Source organism: Streptomyces odontomachi (genome assembly GCF_024435355.1).
Lineage (GTDB): Bacteria > Actinomycetota > Actinomycetes > Streptomycetales > Streptomycetaceae > Streptomyces > Streptomyces odontomachi.
The window spans coordinates 394720-420057 of sequence record NZ_JAMJWG010000005.1 but is presented as its reverse complement, the minus strand read 5'-3'; the positions used below and the strand labels follow the sequence as shown (position 1 = coordinate 420057).

Below are 25338 nucleotides of genomic sequence, written 5' to 3'. Positions count from 1 at the left end.
CATCCTACGGGCCCGCCCACGGCCCGCACAGGCGCATGCCCGTGAGCTTGCCGACAGCACGCGCATCTGCTTGCCGACAGCACGCAACATCCCCGTCCGGGCCCGCGGCTATGCTCGGGCAGCGCGCCCGAGTCGGCCGCACGGCGACGTCCGCCCGACCCCGACCCCGACGGAAGGACTGGAGCACGCATGCCCCTGAAGATCACGGTGATCGGGACGGGTTACCTCGGTGCCACCCATGCCGCGGCCATGGCCGAGCTGGGCTTCGAGGTGCTCGGTCTCGACGTCCTGCCTGAGAAGATCGAGATGCTCGCGCGGGGCGAGGTCCCGATGTACGAGCCGGGCCTGGACGAGCTGCTGCGGGCGCACGTCGCCGGGTTCGAGGGATCGAGCGGCCGGCTGCGCTTCACCACGGACTGGGCCGAGGTCGCCGAGTTCGGCGATGTGCACTTCCTGTGCGTCAACACTCCGCAGAAGCACGGCGAGTACGCGTGTGACATGAGTTACGTGGACTCTGCGGTGGAGTCGCTCAGCGAGCATCTGCGCAGACCGGCGCTGGTGGTGGGCAAGTCGACGGTGCCGGTGGGCAGCGCGGACCGGCTCGCCGCCCGGATCGCGGAGCTGGCGCCCGCCGGTGCGGACGTGGAGCTGGCCTGGAACCCGGAGTTCCTGCGCGAGGGGTTCGCGGTCGAGGACACCCTGCACCCGGACCGGATCGTGGTCGGGGTGCGCAGCGAGCACGCCGAGAAGGTGCTGCGCGACGTGTACGCCAAGCCGCTGGCCGAGGGCTCCCCCTTCGTCGTCACCGACTTCCCGACGGCCGAGCTGGTGAAGACGGCCGCCAACTCCTTCCTGGCCACCAAAGTGTCGTTCATCAACGCCATGGCGGAGGTGTGCGAGGCCGCCGGCGGTGACGTGGCCAAGCTCGCGGAGGCCATCGGGCACGACGACCGGATCGGGCGGAAGTTCCTGCGGTCCGGGATCGGGTTCGGCGGCGGCTGCCTGCCGAAGGACATCCGGGCGTTCATGGCGCGCGCCGGTGAGCTGGGCGCGTCCCAGGCCCTGATGTTCCTGCGCGAGATCGACTCCATCAACATGCGGCGCCGTGCCGCGATGGTGGAGCTGGCCCGCGAGGCGGTCGGCGGCGGCTTCCTCGGCAAGCGGGTGGCGGTGCTCGGCGCCGCGTTCAAGCCGGACTCCGACGACGTACGGGACTCGCCGGCGCTGAACGTGGCCGGCCAGATACACCTCCAGGGCGGCCAGGTCACCGTCTACGACCCGAAGGCCATGGCCAACGCCCGCAAGGTCTTCCCGACGCTCGGCTACGCCGACTCGGCGCGGGATGCGGTGCGTGGGGCGGACGTGGTGCTGCACCTCACGGAGTGGCGCGCGTTCCGCGACCTCGACCCGGCGGAGTTGGGCGACGTCGTCGCGCAGCGGGTGATCCTCGACGGCCGTAATGCGCTTGATCCTGCGCGGTGGCGTGCGGCCGGGTGGACGTACCGGGCGATGGGCCGCCCGGCGGCGTGACGGCGACGTCGGCCTGACGGCCGAGGGTGCGCACGAAAAGGGGCGCGGGGAACTGCGCGACCAGCCACGACGCGACCTTGCAGGTCGCCACCGATCCAAAGGGGTTGTATCTGTCGTGTACGGACCACCGGCCGGTGGGGGCTGGTCGCGCAGTTCCCCGCGCCCCTTAAAGGCAAGGTGCGTGCCGTAGGGCCGCAAGGGCGCCCTTATATGCGTGCCGTAGGCCGCACGGGCACCGCCCCGCCAAGGGCACCCGGGCCCGGGCGGGGTGGACGGGCGCCCTAACCGTCCAGTTCCCCGATCGTCGCGTTCGAGGGGGCACGCCGACCGCCGAGGTCGAGCGCGACGGACTCGACGTCGCCGAGTACCCGCACCGCGTTGCGCCACGTCAGCTTCGCGAGGTCTGGGCGGGACCAGCCGCGGGCCTGGAGTTCCGCGATGAGGTTCGGGTAGCCGGCGACGTCGTCGAGCCCGTCGGTGGTGAACACGGTGCCGTCGAAGTCGCCGCCGATGCCGATGTGGTCGATGCCGGCCGTCTCGCGCATGTGGTCGAGGTGGTCGGCGACGACGGCCACGGTCGCGGTCGGGCGCGGGTGGGTCTCGGCGAAGGCCCGGAGCAGCGCCTTCGCCTCGGGCGTGGTGTCCAGGTGGTGGAAGCCGTGCGCGCGCAGGTGCTCGTCGGCGGCCTGGGTCCAGTCGGCCGCGCCGGACAGCACGAACTTCGACACGAAGGTGGCCATCGCCACGCCTCCGTTCGCCGGCAGCCGCTCCAGAACGTCGTCGGGGATGTTCCGCGGATGGTCGCAGACGGCGCGTGCCGAGGAGTGCGAGAAGATCACCGGCGCCTCGGTGGTGTCCAGCGCGTCCCGCATGGTGCTCGCCGCGACGTGCGAGAGGTCGACGAGCATGCCGATGCGGTTCATCTCCCGCACCACCTCGCGGCCGAAGGCCGTCAGGCCCCCGGCGGCCGGCTTGTCGGTGGCGGAGTCGGCCCAGGGGACGTTGTCGTTGTGGGTGAGGGTCAGGTAGCGCACGCCGAGCCGGTGCAGGGCGCGCAGGGTGCCCAGCGAGCAGTTGATGGAGTGGCCGCCCTCGGCGCCCATCAGGGAGGCGATCCGGCCTTCGGCGCGGGCCCGCTTCATGTCGCCGGCGCTCCGGGCGGGCGCGAGCGTGTCGGGGTAGCGGGCCAGCAGCTGCTCGACGAAGTCGATCTGCTCCAGGGTCGCGCTGACCGCCGACTCGCCGGCCAGCTCGGTGCGTACGTACACGGACCAGAACTGTGCGCCGACGCCGCCCGCCCGCAGGCGCGGCAGGTCGGTGTGGAGGCAGGCGCTCTGGTCGGCGGCGATGTCCCGCCGGTCGAGGTCGTAGCGGACCTGCTTGCGCATCGCGTGCGGCAGGTCGTTGTGCCCGTCGACGATCGGGAACTCGCGCAGCAGGTCACGGGCCGCGGCCAGGGCCGCCGCGGTGGCCGTGGCGGTGCTCACTTCGCCGCGGCGAAGCCGAAACCGCCGGCGCCCTGCACCTTGGCCCGCAATCGCTTGCCCTTCTCGGTGGCCTGCTCGTTCAGCTCCTGCTGGAAGTCCTGCATCCGGGCGAGCAGCTCCGGGTCGTGCGCGGCGAGGATACGGGCGGCGAGCAGGCCCGCGTTCCGCGCGCCGCCGACCGAGACGGTGGCGACCGGCACCCCGGCGGGCATCTGCACGATGGACAGCAGCGAGTCGAGCCCGTCCAGGTACTTGAGCGGCACCGGCACCCCGATCACCGGCAGCGGGGTGACCGAGGCCAGCATGCCCGGCAGGTGGGCGGCGCCGCCCGCACCCGCGATGATCACCTTCAGTCCGCGCCCCGCGGCCTGCTCCCCGTAGGCGACCATCTCGCGGGGCATCCGGTGCGCGGAGACCACGTCGACCTCGTAGCCGACCTCGAACTCGTCGAGCGCCTGGGCGGCGGCCTCCATGACGGGCCAGTCGGAGTCGGAGCCCATGACGATGCCGACGACAGGCGCCTGGGTGTCGTCGGACGCTCCGGTCGGGGCGGCGGGGCGTACGGCGGTGCCGTCCGAAGCCTGCTGCGGGTCCTGGTGGCTGGTCGCTGGGGTCATTCGACGATCGTTCCTCTGAGGTAGCCGGCAGCGTGTCGGGCGCGCTCCAGCACGTCGTCCAGGTCGTCGCCGTAGGTGTTGACGTGTCCCACCTTGCGGCCGGGCTTCACGTCCTTGCCGTACATGTGGATCTTCAGCTGCGGGTCGCGCGCCATGCAGTGCAGGTACGCGGCGTACATGTCGGGGTAGTCGCCGCCGAGGACGTTGCACATCACCGTCCAGCGGGCGCGTGGCCGCGGGTCGCCGAGCGGCAGGTCGAGCACGGCCCGGACGTGGTTGGCGAACTGGGAGGTCACGGCGCCGTCCTGGGTCCAGTGACCGGAGTTGTGCGGGCGCATCGCCAGCTCGTTGACCAGCACCTCGCCGTCGGGGGTCTGGAACAGCTCCACGGCCAGGTGACCGACGACGTCGAGCTCCTGGGCGATCCGCAGCGCCAGCTCCTGGGCCCGCAGCGCAAGGTCGTCGGCGAGGTCGGGGGCGGGCGCGATCACGGTGTCGCAGACGCCGTCCACCTGCCGGGACTCGACGACGGGGTAGGCGACGGCCTGGCCGTGCGGGGAACGCACCACGTTGGCCGCCAGCTCCCGTACGAAGTCGACCTTCTCCTCGGCCAGTACGGGCACCCCGGCCTTGAAGGGCTCCGCGGCGGCGGCCTCGTCGGCCGCGTCCACGACCCACACGCCCTTGCCGTCGTACCCGCCGCGCACGGTCTTGAGGACCACGGTCCGACCGCCCCGGCGACCGTCACCGGCCGGCCCCGAGGGCTCCGCGGGGCGGTCCTCCTGGAGCTCCGCGGCGAACGCCGCCACGTCGCGGGGGTCACGCACGATGCGGTGCCGCGGGCAGGGCACGCCGAGGGCGTCGAGACGGGCGCGCATCACGCCCTTGTCCTGGGCGTGCACGAGCGCGTCGGGGCCCGGCCGTACCCGTACGCCGTCCGCCTCGAGGGCGCGCAGGTGCTCGGTCGGCACGTGCTCGTGGTCGAAGGTGACCACGTCACAGCCGCGCGCGAAGGCACGCAACGTGTCCAGATCGCGATAGTCGCCGACGACGACATCGCCGACGGTCTGCGCCGCGGAATCCTGCGCAGTATCGCTGAGCAGCTTGAATCTGATGCCGAGGGGTATGCCCGCCGCGTGCGTCATACGGGCGAGCTGGCCACCGCCGACCATGCCGACTACCGGGAATGTCACATGCCCAGGGTATCGGCCGAGCCGGGAACGGCACGGTCCGGCTGGTTAGCATGGGTCCGCCGGTGCGACAGCGACCACCGCCGGCGGACGGACACACCGACGGGGGCTGGACGGCACATGGACCTGAACGACGTTTCCGGAGGGCCGCCGCGCTTCGCGCCCAGTGGTCCCCGGCCCCTGTTCGGCGCGCGGCCCCTGGGCAACGCGCTGCGGCGGCGCGCGCTGGGCCTGATGCGTGAGGTCGCCAAGTTCGGTGCGGTCGGTGCCGCCGGGCTGCTGGTCAATCTGCTGGTGTTCAACCTGGTGCGCAGCCTCACGGACCTCCAGGTGGTGCGCACCAGCGTGATCGCGACCGTCGTCGCGATCGCCTTCAACTACGTCGGCTTCCGGTACTTCACCTACCGGGACCGCAGCAAGACCGGCCGCACCAAGGAGCTGACGCTGTTCCTGCTGTTCAGCGCGGTGGGCCTGGTGATCGAAAACGGTGTGCTGTACGTGGCCACGTACGGTTTCGGCTGGGACAGCTCGCTGGAGAGCAACGTCTTCAAGTTCCTCGGCATCGGCATCGCCACGTTGTTCCGCTTCTGGTCCTACCGCACGTGGGTCTTCCGCGCGATCCCGGCGGCGGAGGCCACGGACCAGGAGCGGGTGGGGGCCGCCCGCTCCTGAGCGCGCCAGGGCCTACGGCCTACGGGCACCACGTACGCCTCTGTTCAGGGGCGCGGGGAACTGCGCGACCAGCCCCCACCGGCCGGTGGCCCGAACACGACAGAAACTGCCCCTCTGGGACGGTGACGACCCGACGGTCTCGTCGGGGCCGGTCGCGCCCACGCGGCGGAGCCGCAGAGTGTCACAGCCCCGCGCCCCTTATGTGGGGGCACTGCGTGCCCGACACGGGGCCCAGGGGGGCGCAACGCGCCCACCCCCCAAGGGGCGCGGGGAACTGCGCGAGCAACCACCCACCCCCCGGTGGTCCGGACACGGCAGAAACTGCCCCCTCGGGACGGTGACGACCCACCGGTTCGGTGACCCCGCGAGTCACCGAACCGTCCGCTCGGACTCCCCCACCTCGTCCTGCGAAGCAGCAGGCCGGCTTCGCGACAGGAAGAGCGCGAAGACGGGCGGCGTGGCCTGGCGCATCTCCAGGCGGCCGCCGTCCGCCTCCGCGAGGTCGCGGGCGACGGCGAGGCCGATACCGGTGGAGTTGCGTCCGCTGATGGCGCGCTCGAAGATCCGGGCGCCGAGGTCCGGCGGCACGCCCGAGCCCTGGTCGGTGACCTCGATCACGGCCTGGTTGCCGATGACCCGGGTGCGCAGCGCGACCGTGCCGCCGCCGTGCATCAGGGAGTTCTCGATCAGTGCGGCCAGCACCTGGGCGACCGCACCGGGGGTGCCCACCGCCTTCAGGTGCTCCTTGCCGGAGTTGATGATCGCGCGGCCGGCGCTGCGGTAGGCCGGGCGCCACTCCTCGATCTGCTGCTTGATGACCTCGTCCAGGTCGAAGTCGACGGCGTTGCCGGTGCGCGGGTCGCGGGCGTTGGTGAGCAGGCGCTCCACCACGTCCGTGAGGCGCTCGACCTGGGTGAGCGCGACGGTCGCCTCCTCCTTCACCGTGCCGAGGTCGTCGGTGAGGGTGATCTCCTCCAGCCGCATGGAGAGCGCGGTGAGCGGGGTGCGCAGCTGGTGGGAGGCGTCCGCGGCGAGCCTGCGCTCGGCGGTGAGCATCCGGGCGATGCGCTCGGCGGAGCCGTCCAGCACGTCGGCGACGCGGTCCAGCTCCGGCACCCCGTACCGCTTGTGCCGGGGTCTGGGGTCGCCGGAGCCGAGCCGCTCGGCGGTCTCGGCGAGGTCGGTGAGCGGGGAGGTGAGGCGGTTGGCCTGGCGGACCGCGAGCAGCACGGCGGCGACGACGGCGAGCGCCGCCACCGCGCCGATGATCAGCAGGGTGCGCCACACCTCGTCGGTGACGGTCGAGTGCGGCTCCTCGACGGTGACCTTCTCGCCCTTCTCGCCCTCCACCTGGGCCTTGATCACATCGCCGGTGGGACGGGTGCCGACGCGTATGGGCGCCCGCCCCTTGATCTCGATCACCGCATACCGCTCGGCGACCTGGTCCTTGATGATGTCGCTGGTGATCTGCCGGTCGGTGAGCAGCCGGGTGTTGACGATGCTGACCAGGCGCACGGCCTCCGACTCCACGCGTTCGTGGGCGCTGTTGCTGATCGTGCGGGTCTCGACGATGACCAGGGAGAGGCCGAAGACGGCGATCACGACGAGCACCACGGCCAGCGTGGAGTTGATCAGACGGCGGCGCACGGTTCACGCACCATCCGGTCAGCTCTTTTCGAAGCGGAAGCCGACACCCCGGACGGTGGCGATGTACCGGGGGTTCGCCGCGTCGTCGCCGAGCTTCTTGCGCAGCCAGGAGATGTGCATGTCGAGGGTCTTGGTCGACGACCACCAGGTGGTGTCCCAGACCTCCCGCATCAGCTGGTCGCGGGTGACCACCCGCCCGGCGTCGCGCACCAGCACCCGCAGCAGGTCGAACTCCTTGGCGGTGAGCTGGAGTTCCTCCTCACCCATCCAGGCCCGGTGCGACTCGACGTCGATGCGCACACCGTGGGTGGCCGGTGGCTGCTGGGGCTCGGCCGCGCCGCGCCGCAGCAGGGCCCGTACCCGGGCGAGCAGTTCGGCCAGCCGGAACGGCTTGGTCACGTAGTCGTCGGCGCCCGCGTCGAGCCCGACGACGGTGTCCACCTCGTCGGCGCGTGCGGTGAGGATGAGGATCGGCACCGCATGCCCTTCGGCGCGTAGCCTGCGGGCCACCTCCAGGCCGTCCATGCCGGGCAGCCCCAGGTCGAGCACGACCAGGTCGACCTGCCCCTGCATGCCCGCGTCGAGCGCGGTGGGCCCGTCCTCGCGTACCTCGACTTCGTATCCCTCCCTGCGCAGGGCTCGGGCCAGCGGCTCCGAAATGGATGCGTCGTCCTCGGCGAGCAGTACACGGGTCATGCACGTGATGGTAGACCGCGCGGCCGTGCGGTCGTGGCGTGATGGGGGTGGGCCCGGGGAGTGCGACGTGGTGATGCGCCGTGCACGCCCGCCCGGAGAGGTGCGAGGGTGGTGAGGCGCTCCCGCTGGCGCGCGACGGCTCGCCCGAGCGCTCTGACGTGCTGTGATTCGAGTCTCACATCCTTCCATACGGTGGATAGTCATGCCGTATGGTGGCAGCACGCCTGTAACTGCATCCAGTGATCTATAGCAGTACACGGCACACAGAGCGGGGCATAGCTGATATCCGGCGCACCTGCGTACAGCCAGGTGGAGCCGGATGCGGCGCCCAGGTGAGCGGCCTGCCGTTCGGGGCTGCACGGCAGCGCCTCATCGTGCCCGGCTCTCCAGGAAGTCTTGGACGCATCGCGCCGAAGGCCACATCTGTGTGTGCCTCACGTCACTTCTGTCAGCTACAGGCCCCCTCCCCCCATGGGTGTGCCAGGGCACCGGCCCGCGCCCACCTGTGAGCAATGCCCCCTGGCCGGGCCCCGGCGCCACAAGCGTCCGAGGCCACGCCCGGTGGTGCCGCCACCCCTGCTTCCCACCGGAAGCGGGCCTCCGCTGCGCGGTGGACGGCGTGTACTGCCGTGCCGGCCGCTCCCCCACGAGGGCGCGATCAGCCTCGGCGCGCGTCCCGAACCCACGAGGATCGACCCATGGCGTCAAGCCTGACGAAGGACTCGTCCCGCACCCCGGGCTCCGAGCGCACCTTCTTCGGCCACCCCCGCGGCCTGGCCACCTTGTTCATGACGGAGATGTGGGAGCGTTTCAGCTTCTACGGCATGCGGGCCCTGCTCCCGCTGTACCTGGTCTCCGGCGGCACCGCAGCGGCCACCGGCTCGCAGGGCGGTGGCCTTGCGATGACGGCCGCCACGGCGACCGCCATCTACTCGATCTACCTGGCGATGGTGTACCTGCTCGCCATGCCGGGCGGCTGGTTCGGCGACCGGGTCTGGGGTCCGCGCAAGACGGTCACCATCTCGTCGTCGATCATCATGCTCGGCCATCTGACCCTGGCGCTGCCCGGGCAGCTGACGTTCTTCGCCGGCCTGGCCCTGGTCGCGATCGGCTCGGGGCTGCTCAAGGCCAACATCTCCACGATGGTCGGCCACCTCTACGACGGCCCGGACGACCCGCGCCGTGACGGCGGCTTCACCGTCTTCTACATGGGCATCAACCTCGGTGGCTTTGTCGCGCCGCTGGTCATCGGCACCGTCGGCCAGCAGGTGAACTGGCACCTGGGCTTCGCGCTGGCCGCGGTCGGCATGGCCCTGGGCCTCGTCCAGTTCCTGCTCGGCACCCGCCACCTCGACCCGCGCTCGAACGAGGTCCCCAAGCCGCTCTCCGCCGAGGAGCGCCGCACCGTCGTGCAGAAGTCCCTGCTGTGGACGATCGCCGCGGTGGTCTTCTACGGCATCGTGGTCGGCGCCGGCTTCTACACGATGAACTGGGCGCTCGTCCCGATCACCGTGGCCGGTCTGCTGATCCCCGTCGCCGTCCTGGTGCGGATCAAGCGGGACCGTGACCTGTCGCGCGTCGAGCAGTCGAAGATGACCGGCTACATCTGGTTCTTCGTGGCCGCCGCCGTGTTCTGGATGATCTACGACCAGGGCGGCTCGACCCTGGCGATCTTCGCTGACGCGCACACCAACAACTCGGTCCTCGGCTGGTCCTTCCCGGCCTCCTGGTTCCAGTCGGTCAACCCGGTGCTGATCATGGCGCTCGCGCCGGTGCTCGCCTGGCTCTGGATGTTCCTGGCCCGCAAGGCCCAGGACCCCAGCACGGTGGTGAAGTTCTCCGCCGGCCTGGTGCTGATAGGCCTGTCGTTCTTCCTGTTCATGCTGCCGCTGGCCGCGTCGGACAGCGGCAAGGTCAGCCCGATGTGGCTGGTCGGCATCTACCTGTTGCAGACGGTGGGCGAGCTGTGCCTGTCACCGGTCGGCCTGTCGGTGACCACGAAGATGGCGCCGGCGAAGTACGCCTCGCAGATGATGGGCGTGTGGTTCCTCGCGGTCACGGCCGGCGACTCCGTCACCGGGCTGCTCTCGCTGGCCGGCGTCGATCTGAACAAGGGCGGCATCGTCGCCATGGAGGCGGCGCTCGCCGTACTCGCGGGTGTCGCGGTGTACATGTACCGGAGCCGGGTACGCCGGCTCATGGGCGACGTCCACTGACCCCGACTGCCCGCACGGTGCGCCTCCCTTCCTGCGGGGGCGCACCGTTGCCTTTGGCTGGGGAAGCGCTGATACGGGCGCGCGGACGAGCCCGGGCGCGCGTTGAGAGGCTTGGGTCGTTCCGGGGGGGCGTTCCGTGGTGTGCGCTAGGACGGCGCGCCCAGCTCCGCCCACACCGTCTTGCCGGGAACGCCGGGCGTGCGCCGCACCCCCCAGTCCAGACAGAGTCGCTGGACGATGAACATGCCGTGGCCGCCGGGTCGGCCGGCCCGGTGCGGGGTGCGGGGCGCCGGCTGGCCCGTGCCGCGGTCGGTGACCTCCAGGCGGAGCACTTTGCGGTCACTGCCGATCCACAGTTCCTCCGGCCCTTCGGCGTGCAGGCAGGCGTTGGTGACCAGCTCGGAGACGACGAGCAGGACGTCCTCGGCGGCGGCCCGCTGGTCGGCGCCGGCGGCCGGCAGCCAGCCCCAGGCGTAGAGCGCCTGGCGGGTGAAGTCGCGGGCCATCGGAACGACACCGCTGGCGCCGCGCAGGCTGATCCGGCGCGTCCTCCGCCCGGTGCCGTCCACGGACTCGACGGGGACGACCGGCCCCGGTCCGGCGGAACCCGCGTCCGCGGTGCCGATTTCCGCGGTCTCCGCGTCACCGCGGTCCGGACCCGCGCGATCCCGCCCTGGGCCCATGGAACCCGCTGTTGCGACGGACAACGGGGCCGCCGGGCCACCCACACGAGCCTCGGCGGGTGCGGCGTCGAAGTCGCGCGAGGCCACCTCCCCGTGGGCTTCCGATGCGCCTTCGGCGCCCGGCTCCGGGCCGCGGTCGCCCGGCGAGCACGGCCGGGTGGTGCTCATCAGCGCTTCACCTCACCGATTCACCAGTTCAACGTTTCAATGTCTGGAACAGGGCCTGCCCCCACCCGAGCACCGCTCCGGTAGAGGGAACACCTCCCCGGTCGTTCGACTGCCGGTATGTAGATCCACGGTGTCTTCTGCCCTGCCGAACCGGGAGAACACGTACCAGTCTGAGCCGGTGACTGTGACGCTGGTAACGCGCTGGTCACACTGGGACAACCGGACCCGGGCACCGACGGGGAGGGAGAGGGGCGGACGTCAGTCGGTCAGGGCGGCCTGGAGCGTCGCGTGCACGGTGAAGACCGCCTCCGCTCCCGTGATCTCGAACACCCTGGCCACCGCCGGACGCATGCCGGCCAGATGGACCCCGCCCCCCAGGGACTCGGCCCTCAGACGGGCGCCCAGCAGTACGTTCAACCCCGTGGAGTCACAGAACTCCAGACGGGAGCAGTCGACGACCAGCCGGGCGCTGCCGGCGTCAAGGGCGGCGTCCAGGGGCTCCCGCAGCAGATCGGCGGTGGCGTGGTCAAGCTCACCTGCCGGTGTCACCACGGCGCTGGAGCCCTCCTGCCGCACTTCGACACGAAGCCGGCCCTTGTGTGCGCTGCCGACCGTCCCGCGGTCCATGCCGTCTCTCTCCCGACCGTCGATGACAACTGGTTACGCCCTTGACTGCTGGTTACGCCTTCGAACCCTACGCCCTGACCTCGCACTCCGGTACCCGAACAACCCCCCAGAAACGGACATTTGGGGTCAAAAAGCTCTTGCGGCCGGGGAGCGAACCAGGTAGGCCTAGAGGGAAAGCAATCGACACGGCCGGCTTTGGAGGCGCCGCACACCGCAGTGCACGTATTGGCTTCGGCAGCCATATGCCGAGAACGATGGAGGACATCATGTCACCCCGGCTCGACGAATCGCATACTGACCAGGCGACGTCGACACCTCCTCCGGGCCTCACGGAGCCCGAGCTCGCGGACCACGCCGCTGGAGCCTGCTCCCTGGAGGAACTGACCGATCTCCCGGAGATCCCGCCCTACGACACCGTGGGACCGGTCGACGCCAGAGCCCTGTCCAAGACCCTCTTCGCACGCCTCGAGGCACTCGAGGAGGGCACCCACGAGTACGCCTACGTCCGCAACACCCTCGTAGAGCTCAATCTCGCCCTGGTGAAGTTCGCCGCCACCCGGTTCCGCTCCCGCAGCGAACCGATGGAGGACATCATCCAGGTGGGCACCATCGGCCTGATCAAGGCCATCGACCGCTTCGAGCTCAGCCGGGGCGTCGAGTTCCCGACCTTCGCGATGCCCACCATCGTCGGCGAGATCAAGCGCTTCTTCCGTGACACCTCCTGGTCGGTTCGGGTACCGCGCCGCCTTCAGGAACTCCGTCTGGACCTCGCCAAGGCGGGCGACGAACTCGCCCAGCAGCTCGATCGCGCTCCCACGGTGGGCGAGCTCGCCGATCGCCTCGGCCTGACCAACGACGAGGTCGTCGAGGGCATGGCGGCGAGCAACGCCTACACGGCCAGCTCGCTGGACGCCCAGCCCGAGGAGGACGACACCGAGGGTGCGCTCGCGGACCGGATCGGCTACGAGGACCACGGTCTGGAGGGCATCGAGTACGTCGAGTCACTCAAGCCGCTGATCGCCCAGCTGCCGGCGCGTGACCGCCAGATCCTCTCGCTGCGCTTCGTCGCCAACATGACCCAGTCGGAGATCGGCGATGAGCTGGGCATCTCCCAGATGCACGTCTCCCGGCTGCTGTCCCGCACGCTGACGCGGCTGCGCAAGGGCCTGACGCTGGAGGAGTGACTCCTCCGCAGCGCCCGCACGTGGGGCCCGCTTCCCCGACCGGCTCGTCGAGCTCGGGGAAGCGGGCCCCACGTCGTCCACCGCGGGCTCGCCTCACGTCGTCCGTGCAGGCGTGCCCCGCACTTCAGACCACCCGGCGGCCCTGCCGCCACACCGCCGAGACCAGCGGCACGCCGGGCCGGTAGGCGAGGTGGACATGGCTCGGGGCGTCCAGCAGGACCAGGTCGGCGCGTGCACCGGGGACCAGGCGTCCGACGTCGGTGCGGCGCAGCGCTGCGGCACCGCCGGCGGTGGCCGCCCAGACCGCCTCGTCCGGGGTCATCCCCATGTCCCGTACCGCCAGGGCGATGCAGAACGGCAGCGAGGACGTGAACGACGAACCCGGGTTGCAGTCCGTGGACAGCGCCACCGTCGCGCCCGCGTCCAGCAGGCGCCGCGCGTCGGGCCACGCGCCCCGGGTGGAGAACTCCGCGCCGGGCAACAGGGTGGCCACGGTGTCGCCGGAGGCAAGGGCGGCCACGTCGTCGTCCGTCAGATGGGTGCAGTGGTCGGCGCTGGCCGCACCGAGTTCGACGGCGAGTCGCACACCGGGTCCGGCCGAGAGCTGGTTGGCGTGCACCCGGGGGATCAGGCCCTTGGCCTTGCCGGCCGTCAGGATCGCGCGGGCCTGGTCGCCGTCGAAGGCGCCGCGCTCGCAGAAGACGTCGATCCAACGGGCGTGCGGCGCGCACGCGTCGAGCATGGCGCCGGTGACCAGGGACACGTACGCGGCGGGGTCGTCCGCGTGCTCCGGGGGCACGATGTGCGCGCCGAGGTAGGTCACCTCGTCCGTGTGCCGGGCCGCGAGCCGGAGCGCCCGCTCCTCGTCGTGCACCGTCAGCCCGTAACCCGACTTGGTCTCGAAGGTCGTCGTGCCCTGGCGCAGCGCCTCGTCCAGGTGGCGGGTGAGGGTGGCTTCCAGCACCGCGTCGGGAGCCGCACGGGTCGCGGCCACCGTGGTGCGGATGCCGCCGGCGGTGTACGGGCGCCCGGACATGCGCGCGTTGAACTCCTCGGTGCGGTCGCCCGCGAACAGCAGGTGCGAGTGGGAGTCCACGAAGCCGGGCAGGGCGGCCCGGCCGACGGCGTCCACGTGGTGGTCGGCGGCGGGTGCCCTCTCGGTCTCGCCGACCCAGGCGATGCGGTCGTCGTGGATGACCACGGCCGCGTCCTTGATCAGGCCGAGCGGAGAGCCGTCACCGAGGGAGGGGGAGTTGGTGACGAGCGCGGCGATGTGGGTGATGGCGAGGGTGCCGGTGGTGCCGGTGTCGGATGGTGCGGCGGGGGCGGGGCGCGGGTTCGTCATACAGGGGCGTCCTTGTCTCCTCGTCCTCAAGACGGTGCGGGCGGTCAGCTGTTCAGCGCTTCGATGGCGGTGCCCAGCGCGTTTGGCACTTCGGGCACCAGGAGGTGCGCCCCGTCGCGTACCACCTGGCGCCCCGCCACCACGGTGTGCCGGACGTCGGCCGTGGTGCCCGCGAAGACGGCGGCCTCGGCGGCCAGCCGCGGTGCGGGCCCCGCGGTGCGTACGGAGTCCAGGGCCACCGTCGCGAAGTCGGCGCGGCGGCCCGGCTCGATGGCACCGGAGTCGGGCCAGCCGAGCGCCGCGTGCCCGTCGGCGGTCGCGGCCCGCAGCAGCGCCGCGGCCGTCCAGTGGCCGCGCCGCCGCGTGCGCAGGCGCTCGTTCAGCTCCAGTGCGCGTGCCTCTTCGAGCAGGTCGATCACGGCATGGCTGTCGGTGCCGAGGGACAGGGCGCTGCCCGCCTGTTGCAACGCCGCCGCCGGCCCGATGCCGTCCGCGAGGTCGCGTTCCGTCGTCGGGCACATGCAGGTCCCGGTGCGGGAGTCGCCGACCAGCCTGATGTCCTCGCCGGTGAGGTGCGTGAGGTGGACGCCGGTGGTGCCGGGCCCCAGCACCCCGTGGTCGGCGAGCAGCCGGACGGGGGTGCGGCCGTGGGCCGCACGGCAGGCGTCGTTCTCCGCGGTCTGCTCGGAGACGTGCACGTGCAGGGGGGCGCCCCGGGTGCGGGCCCATGCGGCGACGGTGCCGAGGTGCTCCGCCGGCACCGCGCGCACGGAGTGCACGGCGGCACCGATCCGGGCGTGCGCCCGGTCCTTCAGCAGCGACACGCGCTCCGCCCACGCCTCGGCCGAGCCGTCGCTGAAGCGCTGCTGGTGCTGGTCGGGCGGCTCGCCGAAGCCCGACGAGAGGTAGGCGGCGTCCAGCAGCGTGATCCGGATCCCGGCCTGTGCCGCCGCGTCGAGCAGCGCCTCCCCCATCGCGTTCGCGTCCGCGTACGGGGCGCCGCCCGGCGCGTGGTGCAGGTAGTGGAACTCTCCGACGGCCGTGATCCCCGCCAGCGCCATCTCCGCGTACACCGCGCGGGCGAGCCGGTGATAGCTGTCCGGGGTGAGCCGGTCGGCCACCGAATACATGATCTCGCGCCAGGTCCAGAAGGTGCCCGCGCCCACCTGCACGGTGCCGCGCAGCGCCCGGTGGAAGGCGTGGCTGTGCGCGTTGGCCAGGCCCGGCAGCGTCAGCCCGCGCAACACCTCGGCGCCCGGCGGCGGTACGGCCACCCCGCGGTGCACGGCAGCGATCCGCCCGTCCCGCACGTCGACGGCGACGCCCGGCTCCGCATGGGTCTCCAACCATGCGTGCTCCATCCAGTACGTGACGGTGGACGGAGCGGCGACGGGGCGTCGTGCGGTGGGGTGGGGCGGTCCCTGCGGTTCGGTGCGGTGGCGCGGTTCCTGCGGGTGGCGGGGCCGGGCCGGTCGTTCCTGCGGGTGGGGCGTTTCCTGCGGCTGTCCGGGCCCCGGTCGTTCGGGTGCGGTGGGGCGGTCTGCGGCCGGGGGGCTCGGCTGCCGGGCCGCGCGTTGTTCCCGGGTGAGGGGCAGTTCCTCGGCGGTCTCCTCGTCCACGATGGTCCGCCGGCCGGCGACGCTGCGCTGTCCTCGGGTCGTGCCGCGCCGGACGGTCGTACGGCGTCCCGCGGTCGTGCTGGTGCCTTCGGGCTCGCCGCCCTCGAAGCCGCGCTCGCCCTCAGCTCCGGACCGTTCTTCGGGCTCCGGGCCGGAGTGTTCTTCGGGCTCCGGGCCGGACCCTTCCTCTGGCTCCGGGCCGGAGTGCTCCTCAGCTTCCGGCTCGGGCTGTGCCTCCGGCCCCTGGGTCTGCCGCCCCGTAGGCCCGTGTTTGCCCGGCTGTTCGGCGTTCACCCACTGCTCCGCGCGGTCGTCCGGCTGCCTGCCAGCCCCTTCAGTACCTTGGCCAGTGCCCTGACTCCGGCCAGGCAGTCCTCTTCCCTGGCGTGTTCGGCCGGGGAGTGCGAGACGCCGGTGGGGTTGCGGACGAACAGCATGGCGGTCGGCACGGTTCCGGAGAGGATGCCCGCGTCATGCCCGGCGCCGGTGGGCAGCACGGGGACCGGGGCGCCCGGGCGGGCGGTCCCGTCCGTCAGGATCCGGCCGACCTCGTCACGCAGGGCGTGCTCGAACTCCACCACGGGCGTGATCGACTCCCGGACGACGGCCACGTCGACGCCGTGCCGCTCGGCGTGCTCGCGTGCGGCCTGCTCGACGGCGCCGACCAGGACGTCCAGGGTCGACTGGTCGGCGGCGCGGGAGTCCAGCCAGCCGCGGACCAGGGACGGGATGGCGTTGACGCCGTTCGGCTCGACGGCGACCTTGCCGAAGGTGGCCAGCGCCCCGGCCAGCTCGGCCTCCCGGCGGGCGGCCAGCACGGTCTCCGCGTACGGCAGCATCGGGTCGCGGCGGTCGGCGAGCCGGGTGGTGCCGGCGTGGTTGGCCTCGCCGCGGAAGTCGAACCGCCACCGGCCGTGCGGCCAGATGGCGGAGGCGATCCCGATCGGGTCGCCCGACAGGTCCAGGGCCCGGCCCTGTTCCACGTGCAGTTCGACGAACGCGCCGATCCGGGCGAGCCGCTGCGGATCCGGACCGATGACCTCCGGGTCGTGGCCGGCGGCCGTCATGGCCTCCGGCAGGCTGACGCCGTCCGCGTCCCGCAGCGCGAACGCCTGCGCCCGGGTGAGGCGACCGGCGGCGAGCCGGGATCCCACGCAGGCGAGGCCGAAGCGTGCGCCCTCCTCGTCACCGAAGTTGACGATGCCGAGGGGGCGGGCGAGCCGGGCGGTCCCGGCGCCGCTTCCGTTGCCGGTACCGGTTCCCGTGCCGGTATCGGTTCCCGTGCCGGTCCCGCGGAGGTCGTCCAACGCGGCGAAGGCGGCGACGATGCCGAGGGGGCCGTCGAAGGGGCCGCCGTCGGGGACCGAGTCCAGGTGGGAGCCGGTGACGACGGCGTCTCCCGCGGCGGGGTCGCCGAGCCAGGCCCACTGGTTGCCGTTGCGGTCGACCTCGTAGGTCAGGCCCCGGGTCTCGGCCTGTGCGCGGAACCACGCCCGGCAGTCGGTGTCGGCGGGGGTCCAGGCGTAGCGGCGGTAGCCGCCGCTGTCCTCGCTGCGACCGAGCGGGTGCAGGTCGCGCCACATCTCGTGGAACCCGGGCCCCGCGCCGGCGTCATGTGCCCCGCGGGCGTTATCGGTCACCGTCGCCGTCGCCCTCGCGCATCGGCACCCGTACTCCCTTGTCGTCCGCGACCTGCTCCGCGATGTCGTAGCCGGCGTCGACATGGCGGATGACGCCGGTTCCCGGGTCGTTGGTGAGCACCCGCCGGATCTTCTCGCCGGCCAGGGCCGTGCCGTCGGCGACCGTCACCTGGCCCGCGTGCAGGGAGCGGCCCATGCCGACGCCGCCGCCGTGGTGGATGGAGACCCAGGAGGCGCCGGAGGCGACGTTGACCATGGCGTTGAGCAGGGGCCAGTCGGCGATCGCGTCGGAGCCGTCCCGCATGCCCTCGGTCTCGCGGTAGGGGGAGGCGACCGACCCGGTGTCCAGGTGGTCGCGGCCGATGGCCAGCGGCGCCGTGATCTCGCCGCTCGCCACCATGTCGTTGAACCGCTCTCCCGCGCGGTCCCGCTCCCCGTAGCCGAGCCAGCAGATCCGGGCGGGCAGGCCCTGGAAGTGGACACGCTCGCCGGCCAGCCTGATCCAGCGGGCCAGCGACTCGTTCTCGGGGAAGAGGTCGAGGATCGCCCGGTCGGTGGCGGCGATGTCCTTGGGGTCGCCGGACAGCGCCGCCCAGCGGAACGGGCCCTTCCCCTCGCAGAACAGCGGGCGGATGTACGCCGGCACGAAGCCGGGGAAGTCGAAGGCGCGCGCGTACCCGGCGAGTTTGGCCTCGCCGCGGATCGAGTTGCCGTAGTCGAAGACCTCGGCGCCCGCGTCCATGAAGCCGACCATCGCCTCCACGTGCCGGGCCATCGACTCGCGGGCCCGCTGGGTGAACTCGGCCGGCTTCGCAGCGGCGTACTCGGCCATGTCCTCGAAGTCGACGCCGAGCGGCAGGTACGCCAGCGGGTCGTGGGCGCTGGTCTGGTCGGTGACGATGTCGATGGGCGCGCCCTCGGCGAGCAGCCGCGGCAGCAGCTCGGCCGCGTTGCCGAGCAGCCCGATGGAGAGCGGGCGGCGCGCGTCACGGGCCTCGACGGCGAGGTGCAGCGCGTGCTCCGGGGAGTCGGCCCGTACGTCCAGGTAGCGGTGTTCGATGCGGCGCTCGATGGCGCGCGGGTCGCAGTCGACGCAGATCACCACGCCGTCGTTCATGGTCACGGCGAGCGGCTGGGCGCCGCCCATGCCGCCCAGGCCCGCGGTGAGCGTGATCGTCCCGGCGAGCGAGCCGCCGAACCGCTTGGCTGCGACGGCGGCGAACGTCTCGTAGGTGCCCTGGAGGATGCCCTGGGTGCCGATGTAGATCCAGGACCCGGCCGTCATCTGCCCGTACATCGTCAGCCCCAGGGCCTCCAGGCGGCGGAACTCCTCCCAGGTCGCCCAGTCGCCCACCAGGTTGGAGTTGGCGATCAGCACGCGCGGCGCCCACTCGTGGGTCTGCAGGACGCCGACGGGGCGGCCGGACTGGACCAGCATGGTCTCGTCGCCCTTGAGGGTCCGAAGGGTGCGCACCATCGCGTCGAACGAGCGCCAGTCACGGGCGGCCTTGCCGGTGCCGCCGTAGACCACGAGCTTGTCGGGGTGCTCGGCGACCTCCGGATCGAGGTTGTTCTGCAACATGCGCAGCGCCGCTTCCTGCGGCCATCCCAGGGCGCTCAGTTCCGTACCGCGCGGGGCCCGCACCGGAACTGGGGGCGGCCCGTAGGGCTTCGTTTGAGGGTGGTGGCGGGAGACGGGCGGGCGTGATCCTGACATGATCTGCCTCCTCGCGGACTCTTCGCGCGTTCATCGAGGGTGTTCGGGGACCGGGACCCTGACTATTGAGCTTGTTATTCATATCCTGGTTACGTGAATAGGGCTAGTCAACATCGAGGGGACTCCGGGCCGGGTCCGGCGTCATGACGCGCGGGCCGGTGCCCAGGTCGGTGCATGACGCCGGTGCGTGATTGGCCGCGGCGGGGCGGGGGACTCAGAGCGGGTGCGGTACGCAGCAGCCTGTAGATGGGCAATAAGTAGGAAGTTCGCCGCCCGGAGGCCCGCCCACCAGGGCCTTGACCTGCTACGACGCGGACGATCACGGGACAGCGTGAAACCGCGTTGAGCGGGGCCGAGCGGGTGGTGCACGGTGGGGAACGGACGGTCGACGACGCGCGCACACCGGGTGGCGCCACGAGAGGACGGATCGGGGTCTGATGAGCGACAGCAACCACGACGGGGCCGGTGAGACCGCACACCGGCACGAGGGCACCATCGCCCACGACGCGGTCACCCGCCGGGACGCCGCCGTCCGGGCCGCCGTGGCCCAGGGCCTGGTGGGACCGGAGGCACCCCTCGTCGCGCTCCTGGATGTGACCGGCATCCGTGCCTCCGCGGCGGCGTTGCGTGCCGCGTTCGACCAGGTCAGCGCGGACGGCAGCCGGGTGCTGCACGCCTTCGCCGTGAAGGCCACCCCGCTGGTGCCGGTGCTGCGGTTGCTGCACGACGCAGGGATCGGCGCCGAGGTCGCCAGCCCGGGCGAGCTGGCCCTGGCCCGCGCCGCGGGCATCCCGTCCTCGAACATCGTGCTGGACTCGCCCGCGAAGACCACCGCGGAGCTGCGCGAGGCGCTGACCCTGGGGATAGCCCTCAACGCGGACAATCCGCAGGAGCTGGCCCGCATCGACGCCCTCGTCGCCGCGCTCCCCGCCCCCTCGCACCCGGCGGCCGCACGTCCCACGGACCTGCCCGCCACGGACACCACGCTCACCGCCGGCACCACCGGCGCCACCACCGGCGGCACCGCGGACGCCGCCGCGATCGCCGCGACCCGCGCCCCCGCGCCCGTGGGTCTTCGGGTGAATCCGCAGGTCGGCAGCGGTGCGATCGAGGCGCTTTCGACGGCCACCACGACCTCCAAGTTCGGCGTCCCGCTGCGCGACGCGGGGGCGCGGGAGTGGGTGGTGCGGGCGTTCCTGGACCGCCCGTGGCTGACCAGGCTGCACATCCACTCGGGATCGCAGGGCGTCGCCCTGGACCTGATCGCCGAGGGTCTGGCGGCGACGTACGACCTGGCCGAGGAGATCAACGCCAAGGCAGGGCGGCAGCAGATCGACACCATCGACATCGGCGGCGGCCTGCCGGTCAACTTCGGCTCCGACGAGCAGATCCCCACCTACGCCGCGTACGCCCGCCTGCTCGCCGAGCGGGTGCCGGGTCTGTTCGACGGACGGTACGGGTTGGTGACCGAGTTCGGCCGTTCGCTGCTCGCCAAGCACGGCACCGTACTGGCCCGGGTCGAGTACGCGAAGTCGGCCGGCGGCCGTCCGATCGCCGTCACGCACGCGGGCGTGCAGGTCGCCGCACGCACGGTGTACGCGCCGGAGTCCTGGCCGTTGCGGATCGCCGCGTACGACACCGAGGGGCGCCCGAAGGCGGGTGAGGCGGTGGCCCAGGACATCGCGGGTCCGGCCTGCTTCGCCGGCGACCTGCTCGCCCGGGACCGGGAGCTTCCGCTCCTCGCTGCGGGGGACCACGTGGCCGCCCTCGACACCGGCGCGTACTACTTCGCGCACCACTACGCGTACAACTCGCTGGCCCGGCCCGCGGTGTACGGATTCGCCGCGGACGACGCGGGGGGTGTGCGGTTCGCGGTCGTGCGCCCCGCCCAGACCGTCGACGAGATCGTCGCCGAGTCGGGCGGCGCCCACACCACGTCACTCACCAAGGGCCTGTGACCAAGGGCCTGTGACCAAGGGCCTGTGAACGGTCGGCGGTGAGTGCCGTCGACTTGGGGGCGGGCGGCGTCATGCGCCGCGCGGGCTGCCGGGCGCGACGGTACTGCCGAGTGCGAAGGGGCTGGCGTTGCGCCCGGCGGGCTGCCGGTCAGCGTCGCCGGCCGCCGCCCGGTGCCGCGTCGCCCGCGGCGAGTCCCGTGGCGCGGTACGCCTTGACGCCAGGGCCGGTGGGGCGACCGCCGTGCCGGGTGAGCCAGTCGACGCGCGTCCACAGCAGGGCCCCGTCGGAGCGCTCCCGGCGGCCGAGCTGGACCGCCTTCAGCCACAGCCCGGCACCGCAGCCGGCGAGCAGCATTCCCCCGGCGATCGGCACTGCGAAGTTGCTCGCGACCGCCACGACGAACCCGCCCAGCAGCCACCAAAGATGCCCGCGCCGCCAGTTGCGCACCGTCACCCGCCGGTCCTGGAGCACATCGTGCTTGCCGGCGCGCACGGCGCCATGCGCCAGCTCGGCGTACCGCTTGCGGCGCACGTACGCCACCGTGGCGGCGGCCACCAGAAACAGCGCCGCGCCGGCGTACGCCCCGATGTGCCGGCCGGTCAGCCCCGGTATCAGGCATCCGACCCCGGCCGCCACCACCCCGGGCCACCACAGGGGTGCGGCTCCGGCCCGCACCACCACCGCCACCCTGGCAAGCCCCTGCCCTCCGCGCGCCACGCCCGCCTCCCGACTCGACACCCGACACCGCCGGCCCGACCGGCTTTCCGGCCGGGCAGATTAGTGGCGTTTTCTGAGGTTCCGATGAGAAGCCGCGAACGCTCCGTCCGGCCTACCCGACTGACCTACTGGCTCACCCGGCGCACTCGACCCACTCGGCCCACTCGGCCCACTCGGCCCACTCGGCCTACTCGACGAAGAGTCCGCGTGCCGCCGCGCTCGCGTCGAACTCCTCCAGGCGGGCCTGGGCATCCGGGAGCGCATCGCACATGGCTTCGAGGAGGACACGGCCGAGCAGCATGGGCGCGGCGGAGGTGTCGAAGACCAGGCCGGTGCCGACGGCGGCCGGGAGCAGCAGGTCGGACTCCTTCGCCACCGGCGCGAAGGCGCTCTCGGCGACGGTGACCACGGTGAGGCCGGCCGCCCGCGCGCAGGCCAGCGCGTCCAGCGTCTCGCGCGGATGACGGGGCAGCGCGAAGCACAGCAGGGTGCTCGCACCGGTGCGGGCCGCCGCCTGTATCCGGTCACCGAGCACCGTGCCCCCCTCGTCGAGGAGGCGTACGTCCGGATGCACCTTGGCGGCGAAGTACGCGAAGCCGCGTGCCGGTGCGGCGGCGGCGCGCAGTCCGAGGACGGGCAGCGGACGGGACTCGGCGAGCAGCCGCCCGGCGCGTACCACCGGACCCGGCTCCGCCAGCAGCTCGGCGAGCTGCCGCAGATTCGCCATCTCCGCCGCCACGGCCTGCTGGTAGGTGTTGTACGAGGCCGCGTCCGCGGCGTCCTCGGAGGCGCGCGCCGGCGCCACCTCGCGCAGGTGCCGGCGCAGCGCCGGATACCCGTCGAAGCCGAGCGCCACCGCGAACCGGGTCACCGACGGCTGGCTCACCCCGGCCAGCTCCGCGAGCTCGACGCTGGACAGGAACGGCGCATCCGCGGCGCGCCGCACCATGCAGTGCGCGATCCGACGCTGGGTGGGCGTCAGCCGGTGCCCCTCGAACAGCGCTTGCAGTCGACTTGCCGGGCTGTCGCTCATCACGTCCTCTTGCCGTCGCCGCACGTCCGTGCACCATATGCCTTATTCAGTCAACGTAACTCTGCATGGACGTATGCACCACGGCAAGCCGGGCGGGGTGCGCCGGCCTCTCGTCGGGGTGTGCTTCACCGCAGTATGAAGAGGGGGGTTAGCCCCACTGTGCGGGGCGTCGGGGGTGCGTAGCGTACGGGGTTATGGACGCCCCCGACCCCGAACTCAAGAAGGACCTCGACGCCACCCTGCACGCGCGCAGGGAGCTCGGCGAGGAGTACGAATCCGCGCTGGTCGACTCGTTCCTGGAGAAGGTCGAGCAGCGCCTGGACGGCACGGTCGACCGCCGGGTGCGGCGCCAGCTCGCCGAGCAGCAGATGGTCGTGGCCCGGGGTGCCTCGGCGCCGCGCTCGGCGGACAGTTGGGGCGAGCGTTTCGGCTTCGGAGTCATCTCGCTGATCATGGCGATACCGCTCTCCGCGATAGCCGCCGTTCAGGCCGGCCTGGCCGGCCTCTTCGTGACCTGGGCCGGCATCGTGGGGGTCAATGCCTTCCAGGCGAGTCACGGCCTCCCCTCCCTCAGCCGCAAGGGTCGCGGCGACTCCTCCGACTGGGAGGAGTGAGCCGCCACGGGCGACCACGGCGACAGGGGCCGGGTAACCGCCGTGGGCCGGGGAAAGGGCTGGCGCGGAGACCGCCGCACCCCCTTGTGCGGGGGGCGGGACGACGGCGGTCCCCGCGCGGGACGCGGGCCGGGTCAGGGCCGGGCCAGGCGCGTCCTCGGCGTCCAAGGAGGTCCGGGAGCCGCTCCGGAGTTTCCGTGGCGCCGTGCGGTGTCGATGGGGGTCAGCTTCCCGTGCTCACCTGGTGGGGAAGGACCGTGCCCCGCCGACATCCACCAATGTGCCGGAGGCGTGTTACGTGGGTGCTGCGCGCACATGACACGCTCGTACCACTTGGGAAAATCACAACGGCACCATGGCCCAGGCCCCCGTGCACCCCGGGTGCCCCCCGGCGCGCGAGGCGCGCGCCAGGAGACCCGTGGCAGGGGTGGCGGGGGTGTGAGCCAGGGGACATGGCCCCAGCGCGGGCCGGCACAGGCCGGACACGATCAGTGTCGACAGAACACGATCGGTGTCGGCAGGACACGATCAGCGCAGACCGGAGTGGCTGGAGTGGCTTGCGTTCTGCGCCAGGAAGGCCAGCAGGTCCTGTCGGCTGACCACCCCGGTCGGACGCCCGTCGACCAGCACTATCGCCGCATCGGCGGTGCCGAGTACCGCCATCAGGTCAGCCACCGGCTCACCGGAGCCGACCTGCGGCAGCGGCGGGGACATGTGCTTCTCCAGCGGGTCCTCGAGCACCGCACGCCGCGCAAAGAGCGCGTCGAGCAGTTCGCGCTCCACCACCGAGCCGACGACCTCGGCCGCCATCACATCCGGGTGCCCGGCACCCGGCTTGACGATCGGCATCTGCGAGACGCCGTACTCCCGCAGCACCTCGATGGCCTCCCCGACCGTCTCGTCAGGGTGCATGTGGACCAACGAGGGCAGGGCACCCTCCTTGTAGGAGAGCACGTCGGCGACGAGCGGCTGGCCCGCCTCGGCCTCCAGGAAGCCGTAGTCGTTCATCCACTCATCGTTGAAGATCTTGCTCAGATAGCCGCGGCCACTGTCCGGCAGCAGGACGACCACCACGTCGTCGGGCCCGAGCCGTTCGGCGACGTGCAGCGCCGCCACGACCGCCATACCGCAGGAGCCGCCGACCAGCAGCCCCTCCTCCTTGGCCAGGCGGCGGGTCATCTGGAAGGAGTCCTTGTCGGAGACGGCGACCACCTCGTCAGCGACGGAGCGGTCGTAGGCGTCGGGCCAGAAGTCCTCACCGACGCCCTCCACCAGGTACGGCCGTCCGGAACCGCCGGAGTAGACCGAGCCCTCCGGGTCGGCGCCGACGATCCGGACCCGACCGTCGCTGGCTTCCTTGAGGTAGCGCCCGGTGCCGGAGATCGTGCCGCCGGTGCCGATCCCGGCCACGAAGTGCGTGATCTTCCCCTCGGTCTGCTTCCACAGCTCGGGGCCGGTCGAGTGATAGTGCGAGAGCGGGTTGTTCGGGTTGCTGTACTGGTCCGGCTTCCAGGCACCCGGCGTCTCGCGTACCAGGCGGTCGGAGACGTTGTAGTACGAGTCGGGATGCTCGGGGTCGACAGCGGTCGGGCAGACGACGACCTCGGCTCCGTACGCCCGCAGGACATTGATCTTGTCCGTGGAGACCTTGTCAGGGCAGACGAAGATGCACTTGTAGCCCTTCTGCTGGGCCACGATCGCCAGCCCCACACCGGTGTTGCCACTGGTGGGCTCCACGATCGTGCCGCCGGGCCGGAGCTCGCCGCTCTGCTCGGCCGCCTCGATCATGCGCAGCGCGATGCGGTCCTTCACGCTGCCGCCGGGGTTGAAGTACTCCACCTTTGCCAGCACCGTGGCCGAGATTCCGGCCGTCACCTTGTTGAGCCTCAGCAGCGGGGTGTTGCCGACGAGGCTGATCATCGAATCGTGGAAGTGCACCGAGGTCTCCGGGCTCCATGAAGGGCGGGATACGGGGTA

General features: G+C 72.1%; 19 protein-coding genes and 1 pseudogene. 6 read left to right on the top strand and 14 right to left on the bottom strand.

The features are described from left to right. The first annotated feature begins 189 nt into the window (after positions 1 to 189). Positions 190 to 1530, top strand: coding sequence for a UDP-glucose dehydrogenase family protein (locus tag NQO67_RS14555; RefSeq protein WP_255950332.1), 1341 nt, complete (start codon positions 190 to 192; stop codon positions 1528 to 1530). A gap of 281 nt (positions 1531 to 1811) precedes the next feature. Here NQO67_RS14555 and NQO67_RS14550 read toward each other — a convergent pair whose 3' ends face one another. From NQO67_RS14550 to NQO67_RS14540, 3 genes are all read right to left on the bottom strand, one after another. Next, complete coding sequence (locus NQO67_RS14550; RefSeq protein WP_255950331.1) at positions 1812 to 3017, bottom strand: dipeptidase; 1206 nt, start codon at positions 3015 to 3017, stop codon at positions 1812 to 1814. Next, entirely contained in the window at positions 3014 to 3517 is a 504-nt protein-coding gene (gene purE, locus NQO67_RS14545) for a 5-(carboxyamino)imidazole ribonucleotide mutase (protein ID WP_255950411.1), read from the bottom strand. The genes NQO67_RS14550 and purE overlap by 4 nt, the downstream gene beginning before the upstream one ends. 113 nt (positions 3518 to 3630) lie before the next feature. Then, positions 3631 to 4827, bottom strand: a complete 1197-nt coding sequence (locus NQO67_RS14540) for a 5-(carboxyamino)imidazole ribonucleotide synthase (protein WP_255950330.1) — start codon at positions 4825 to 4827, stop codon at positions 3631 to 3633. Between the two features lie 231 nt (positions 4828 to 5058). Here NQO67_RS14540 and NQO67_RS14535 point away from each other — a divergent pair, with 231 nt between their 5' ends. Continuing rightward, positions 5059 to 5496, top strand: a complete 438-nt coding sequence (locus NQO67_RS14535) for a GtrA family protein (RefSeq protein ID WP_255950410.1) — start codon at positions 5059 to 5061, stop codon at positions 5494 to 5496. Between the two features lie 369 nt (positions 5497 to 5865). Here NQO67_RS14535 and NQO67_RS14530 read toward each other — a convergent pair whose 3' ends face one another. Both NQO67_RS14530 and NQO67_RS14525 read right to left on the bottom strand, forming a co-directional pair. Beyond that, positions 5866 to 7143, bottom strand: coding sequence for a sensor histidine kinase (locus tag NQO67_RS14530; protein ID WP_255950329.1), 1278 nt, complete (start codon positions 7141 to 7143; stop codon positions 5866 to 5868). 18 nt (positions 7144 to 7161) lie between these two features. Then, a complete protein-coding gene (locus NQO67_RS14525; protein ID WP_212912349.1) occupies positions 7162 to 7839 on the bottom strand; it encodes a response regulator transcription factor in 678 nt (225 codons plus the stop codon). Positions 7840 to 8537: 698 nt separating this feature from the next. On the opposite strand from NQO67_RS14525, the gene NQO67_RS14520 reads away from it, so the two are divergent. Continuing rightward, positions 8538 to 10055, top strand: coding sequence for a peptide MFS transporter (locus NQO67_RS14520; protein WP_255950328.1), 1518 nt, complete (start codon positions 8538 to 8540; stop codon positions 10053 to 10055). Between the two features lie 146 nt (positions 10056 to 10201). On the opposite strand, the gene NQO67_RS14515 is transcribed toward NQO67_RS14520, so the two are convergent. Beyond that, positions 10202 to 10906 (bottom strand): ATP-binding protein, encoded by a 705-nt coding sequence (locus NQO67_RS14515; protein ID WP_255950326.1) that lies wholly within the window; start codon positions 10904 to 10906, stop codon positions 10202 to 10204. Between the two features lie 258 nt (positions 10907 to 11164). Beyond that, complete coding sequence (locus NQO67_RS14510) at positions 11165 to 11533, bottom strand: STAS domain-containing protein (protein ID WP_255950325.1); 369 nt, start codon at positions 11531 to 11533, stop codon at positions 11165 to 11167. A gap of 254 nt (positions 11534 to 11787) precedes the next feature. Between NQO67_RS14510 and NQO67_RS14505 the strand changes: the two genes are divergently transcribed. Next, a complete protein-coding gene (locus NQO67_RS14505) occupies positions 11788 to 12717 on the top strand; it encodes an RNA polymerase sigma factor SigF (protein WP_255950324.1) in 930 nt (309 codons plus the stop codon). A 124-nt stretch (positions 12718 to 12841) separates the two neighbouring features. Here NQO67_RS14505 and hutI read toward each other — a convergent pair whose 3' ends face one another. The 4 genes and pseudogenes from hutI to hutU form a co-directional block, all read right to left on the bottom strand. After that, a complete protein-coding gene (gene hutI, locus NQO67_RS14500) occupies positions 12842 to 14062 on the bottom strand; it encodes an imidazolonepropionase (RefSeq protein WP_255950323.1) in 1221 nt (406 codons plus the stop codon). Positions 14063 to 14106: 44 nt separating this feature from the next. Further along, positions 14107 to 15432: pseudogene (locus NQO67_RS14495) on the bottom strand (formimidoylglutamate deiminase); the annotation flags it as partial. A 539-nt stretch (positions 15433 to 15971) separates the two neighbouring features. After that, the gene (locus tag NQO67_RS14490; RefSeq protein WP_255950409.1) at positions 15972 to 17264 is read right to left on the bottom strand and encodes an allantoate amidohydrolase; all 1293 of its coding nucleotides are present in this window, start codon (positions 17262 to 17264) and stop codon (positions 15972 to 15974) included. A gap of 46 nt (positions 17265 to 17310) precedes the next feature. Beyond that, positions 17311 to 18966, bottom strand: coding sequence for a urocanate hydratase (gene hutU, locus NQO67_RS14485; RefSeq protein ID WP_255950408.1), 1656 nt, complete (start codon positions 18964 to 18966; stop codon positions 17311 to 17313). A 509-nt stretch (positions 18967 to 19475) separates the two neighbouring features. Between hutU and NQO67_RS14480 the strand changes: the two genes are divergently transcribed. After that, the gene (locus tag NQO67_RS14480) at positions 19476 to 20996 is read left to right on the top strand and encodes a type III PLP-dependent enzyme domain-containing protein (RefSeq protein ID WP_255950322.1); all 1521 of its coding nucleotides are present in this window, start codon (positions 19476 to 19478) and stop codon (positions 20994 to 20996) included. Between the two features lie 148 nt (positions 20997 to 21144). Here the strand turns inward: NQO67_RS14480 and NQO67_RS14475 are convergent, their stop codons facing one another. Both NQO67_RS14475 and NQO67_RS14470 read right to left on the bottom strand, forming a co-directional pair. Beyond that, positions 21145 to 21714, bottom strand: coding sequence for a hypothetical protein (locus NQO67_RS14475; protein WP_255950321.1), 570 nt, complete (start codon positions 21712 to 21714; stop codon positions 21145 to 21147). Positions 21715 to 21901: 187 nt separating this feature from the next. Next, positions 21902 to 22747, bottom strand: a complete 846-nt coding sequence (locus tag NQO67_RS14470; RefSeq protein ID WP_255950320.1) for a MurR/RpiR family transcriptional regulator — start codon at positions 22745 to 22747, stop codon at positions 21902 to 21904. 194 nt (positions 22748 to 22941) lie between these two features. Between NQO67_RS14470 and NQO67_RS14465 the strand changes: the two genes are divergently transcribed. Further along, a complete protein-coding gene (locus NQO67_RS14465) occupies positions 22942 to 23361 on the top strand; it encodes a hypothetical protein (RefSeq protein ID WP_255950319.1) in 420 nt (139 codons plus the stop codon). Between the two features lie 528 nt (positions 23362 to 23889). Here NQO67_RS14465 and NQO67_RS14460 read toward each other — a convergent pair. Further along, the gene (locus tag NQO67_RS14460) at positions 23890 to 25299 is read right to left on the bottom strand and encodes a cystathionine beta-synthase (protein WP_255950318.1); all 1410 of its coding nucleotides are present in this window, start codon (positions 25297 to 25299) and stop codon (positions 23890 to 23892) included. Between the last annotated feature and the right edge of the window lie 39 nt (positions 25300 to 25338).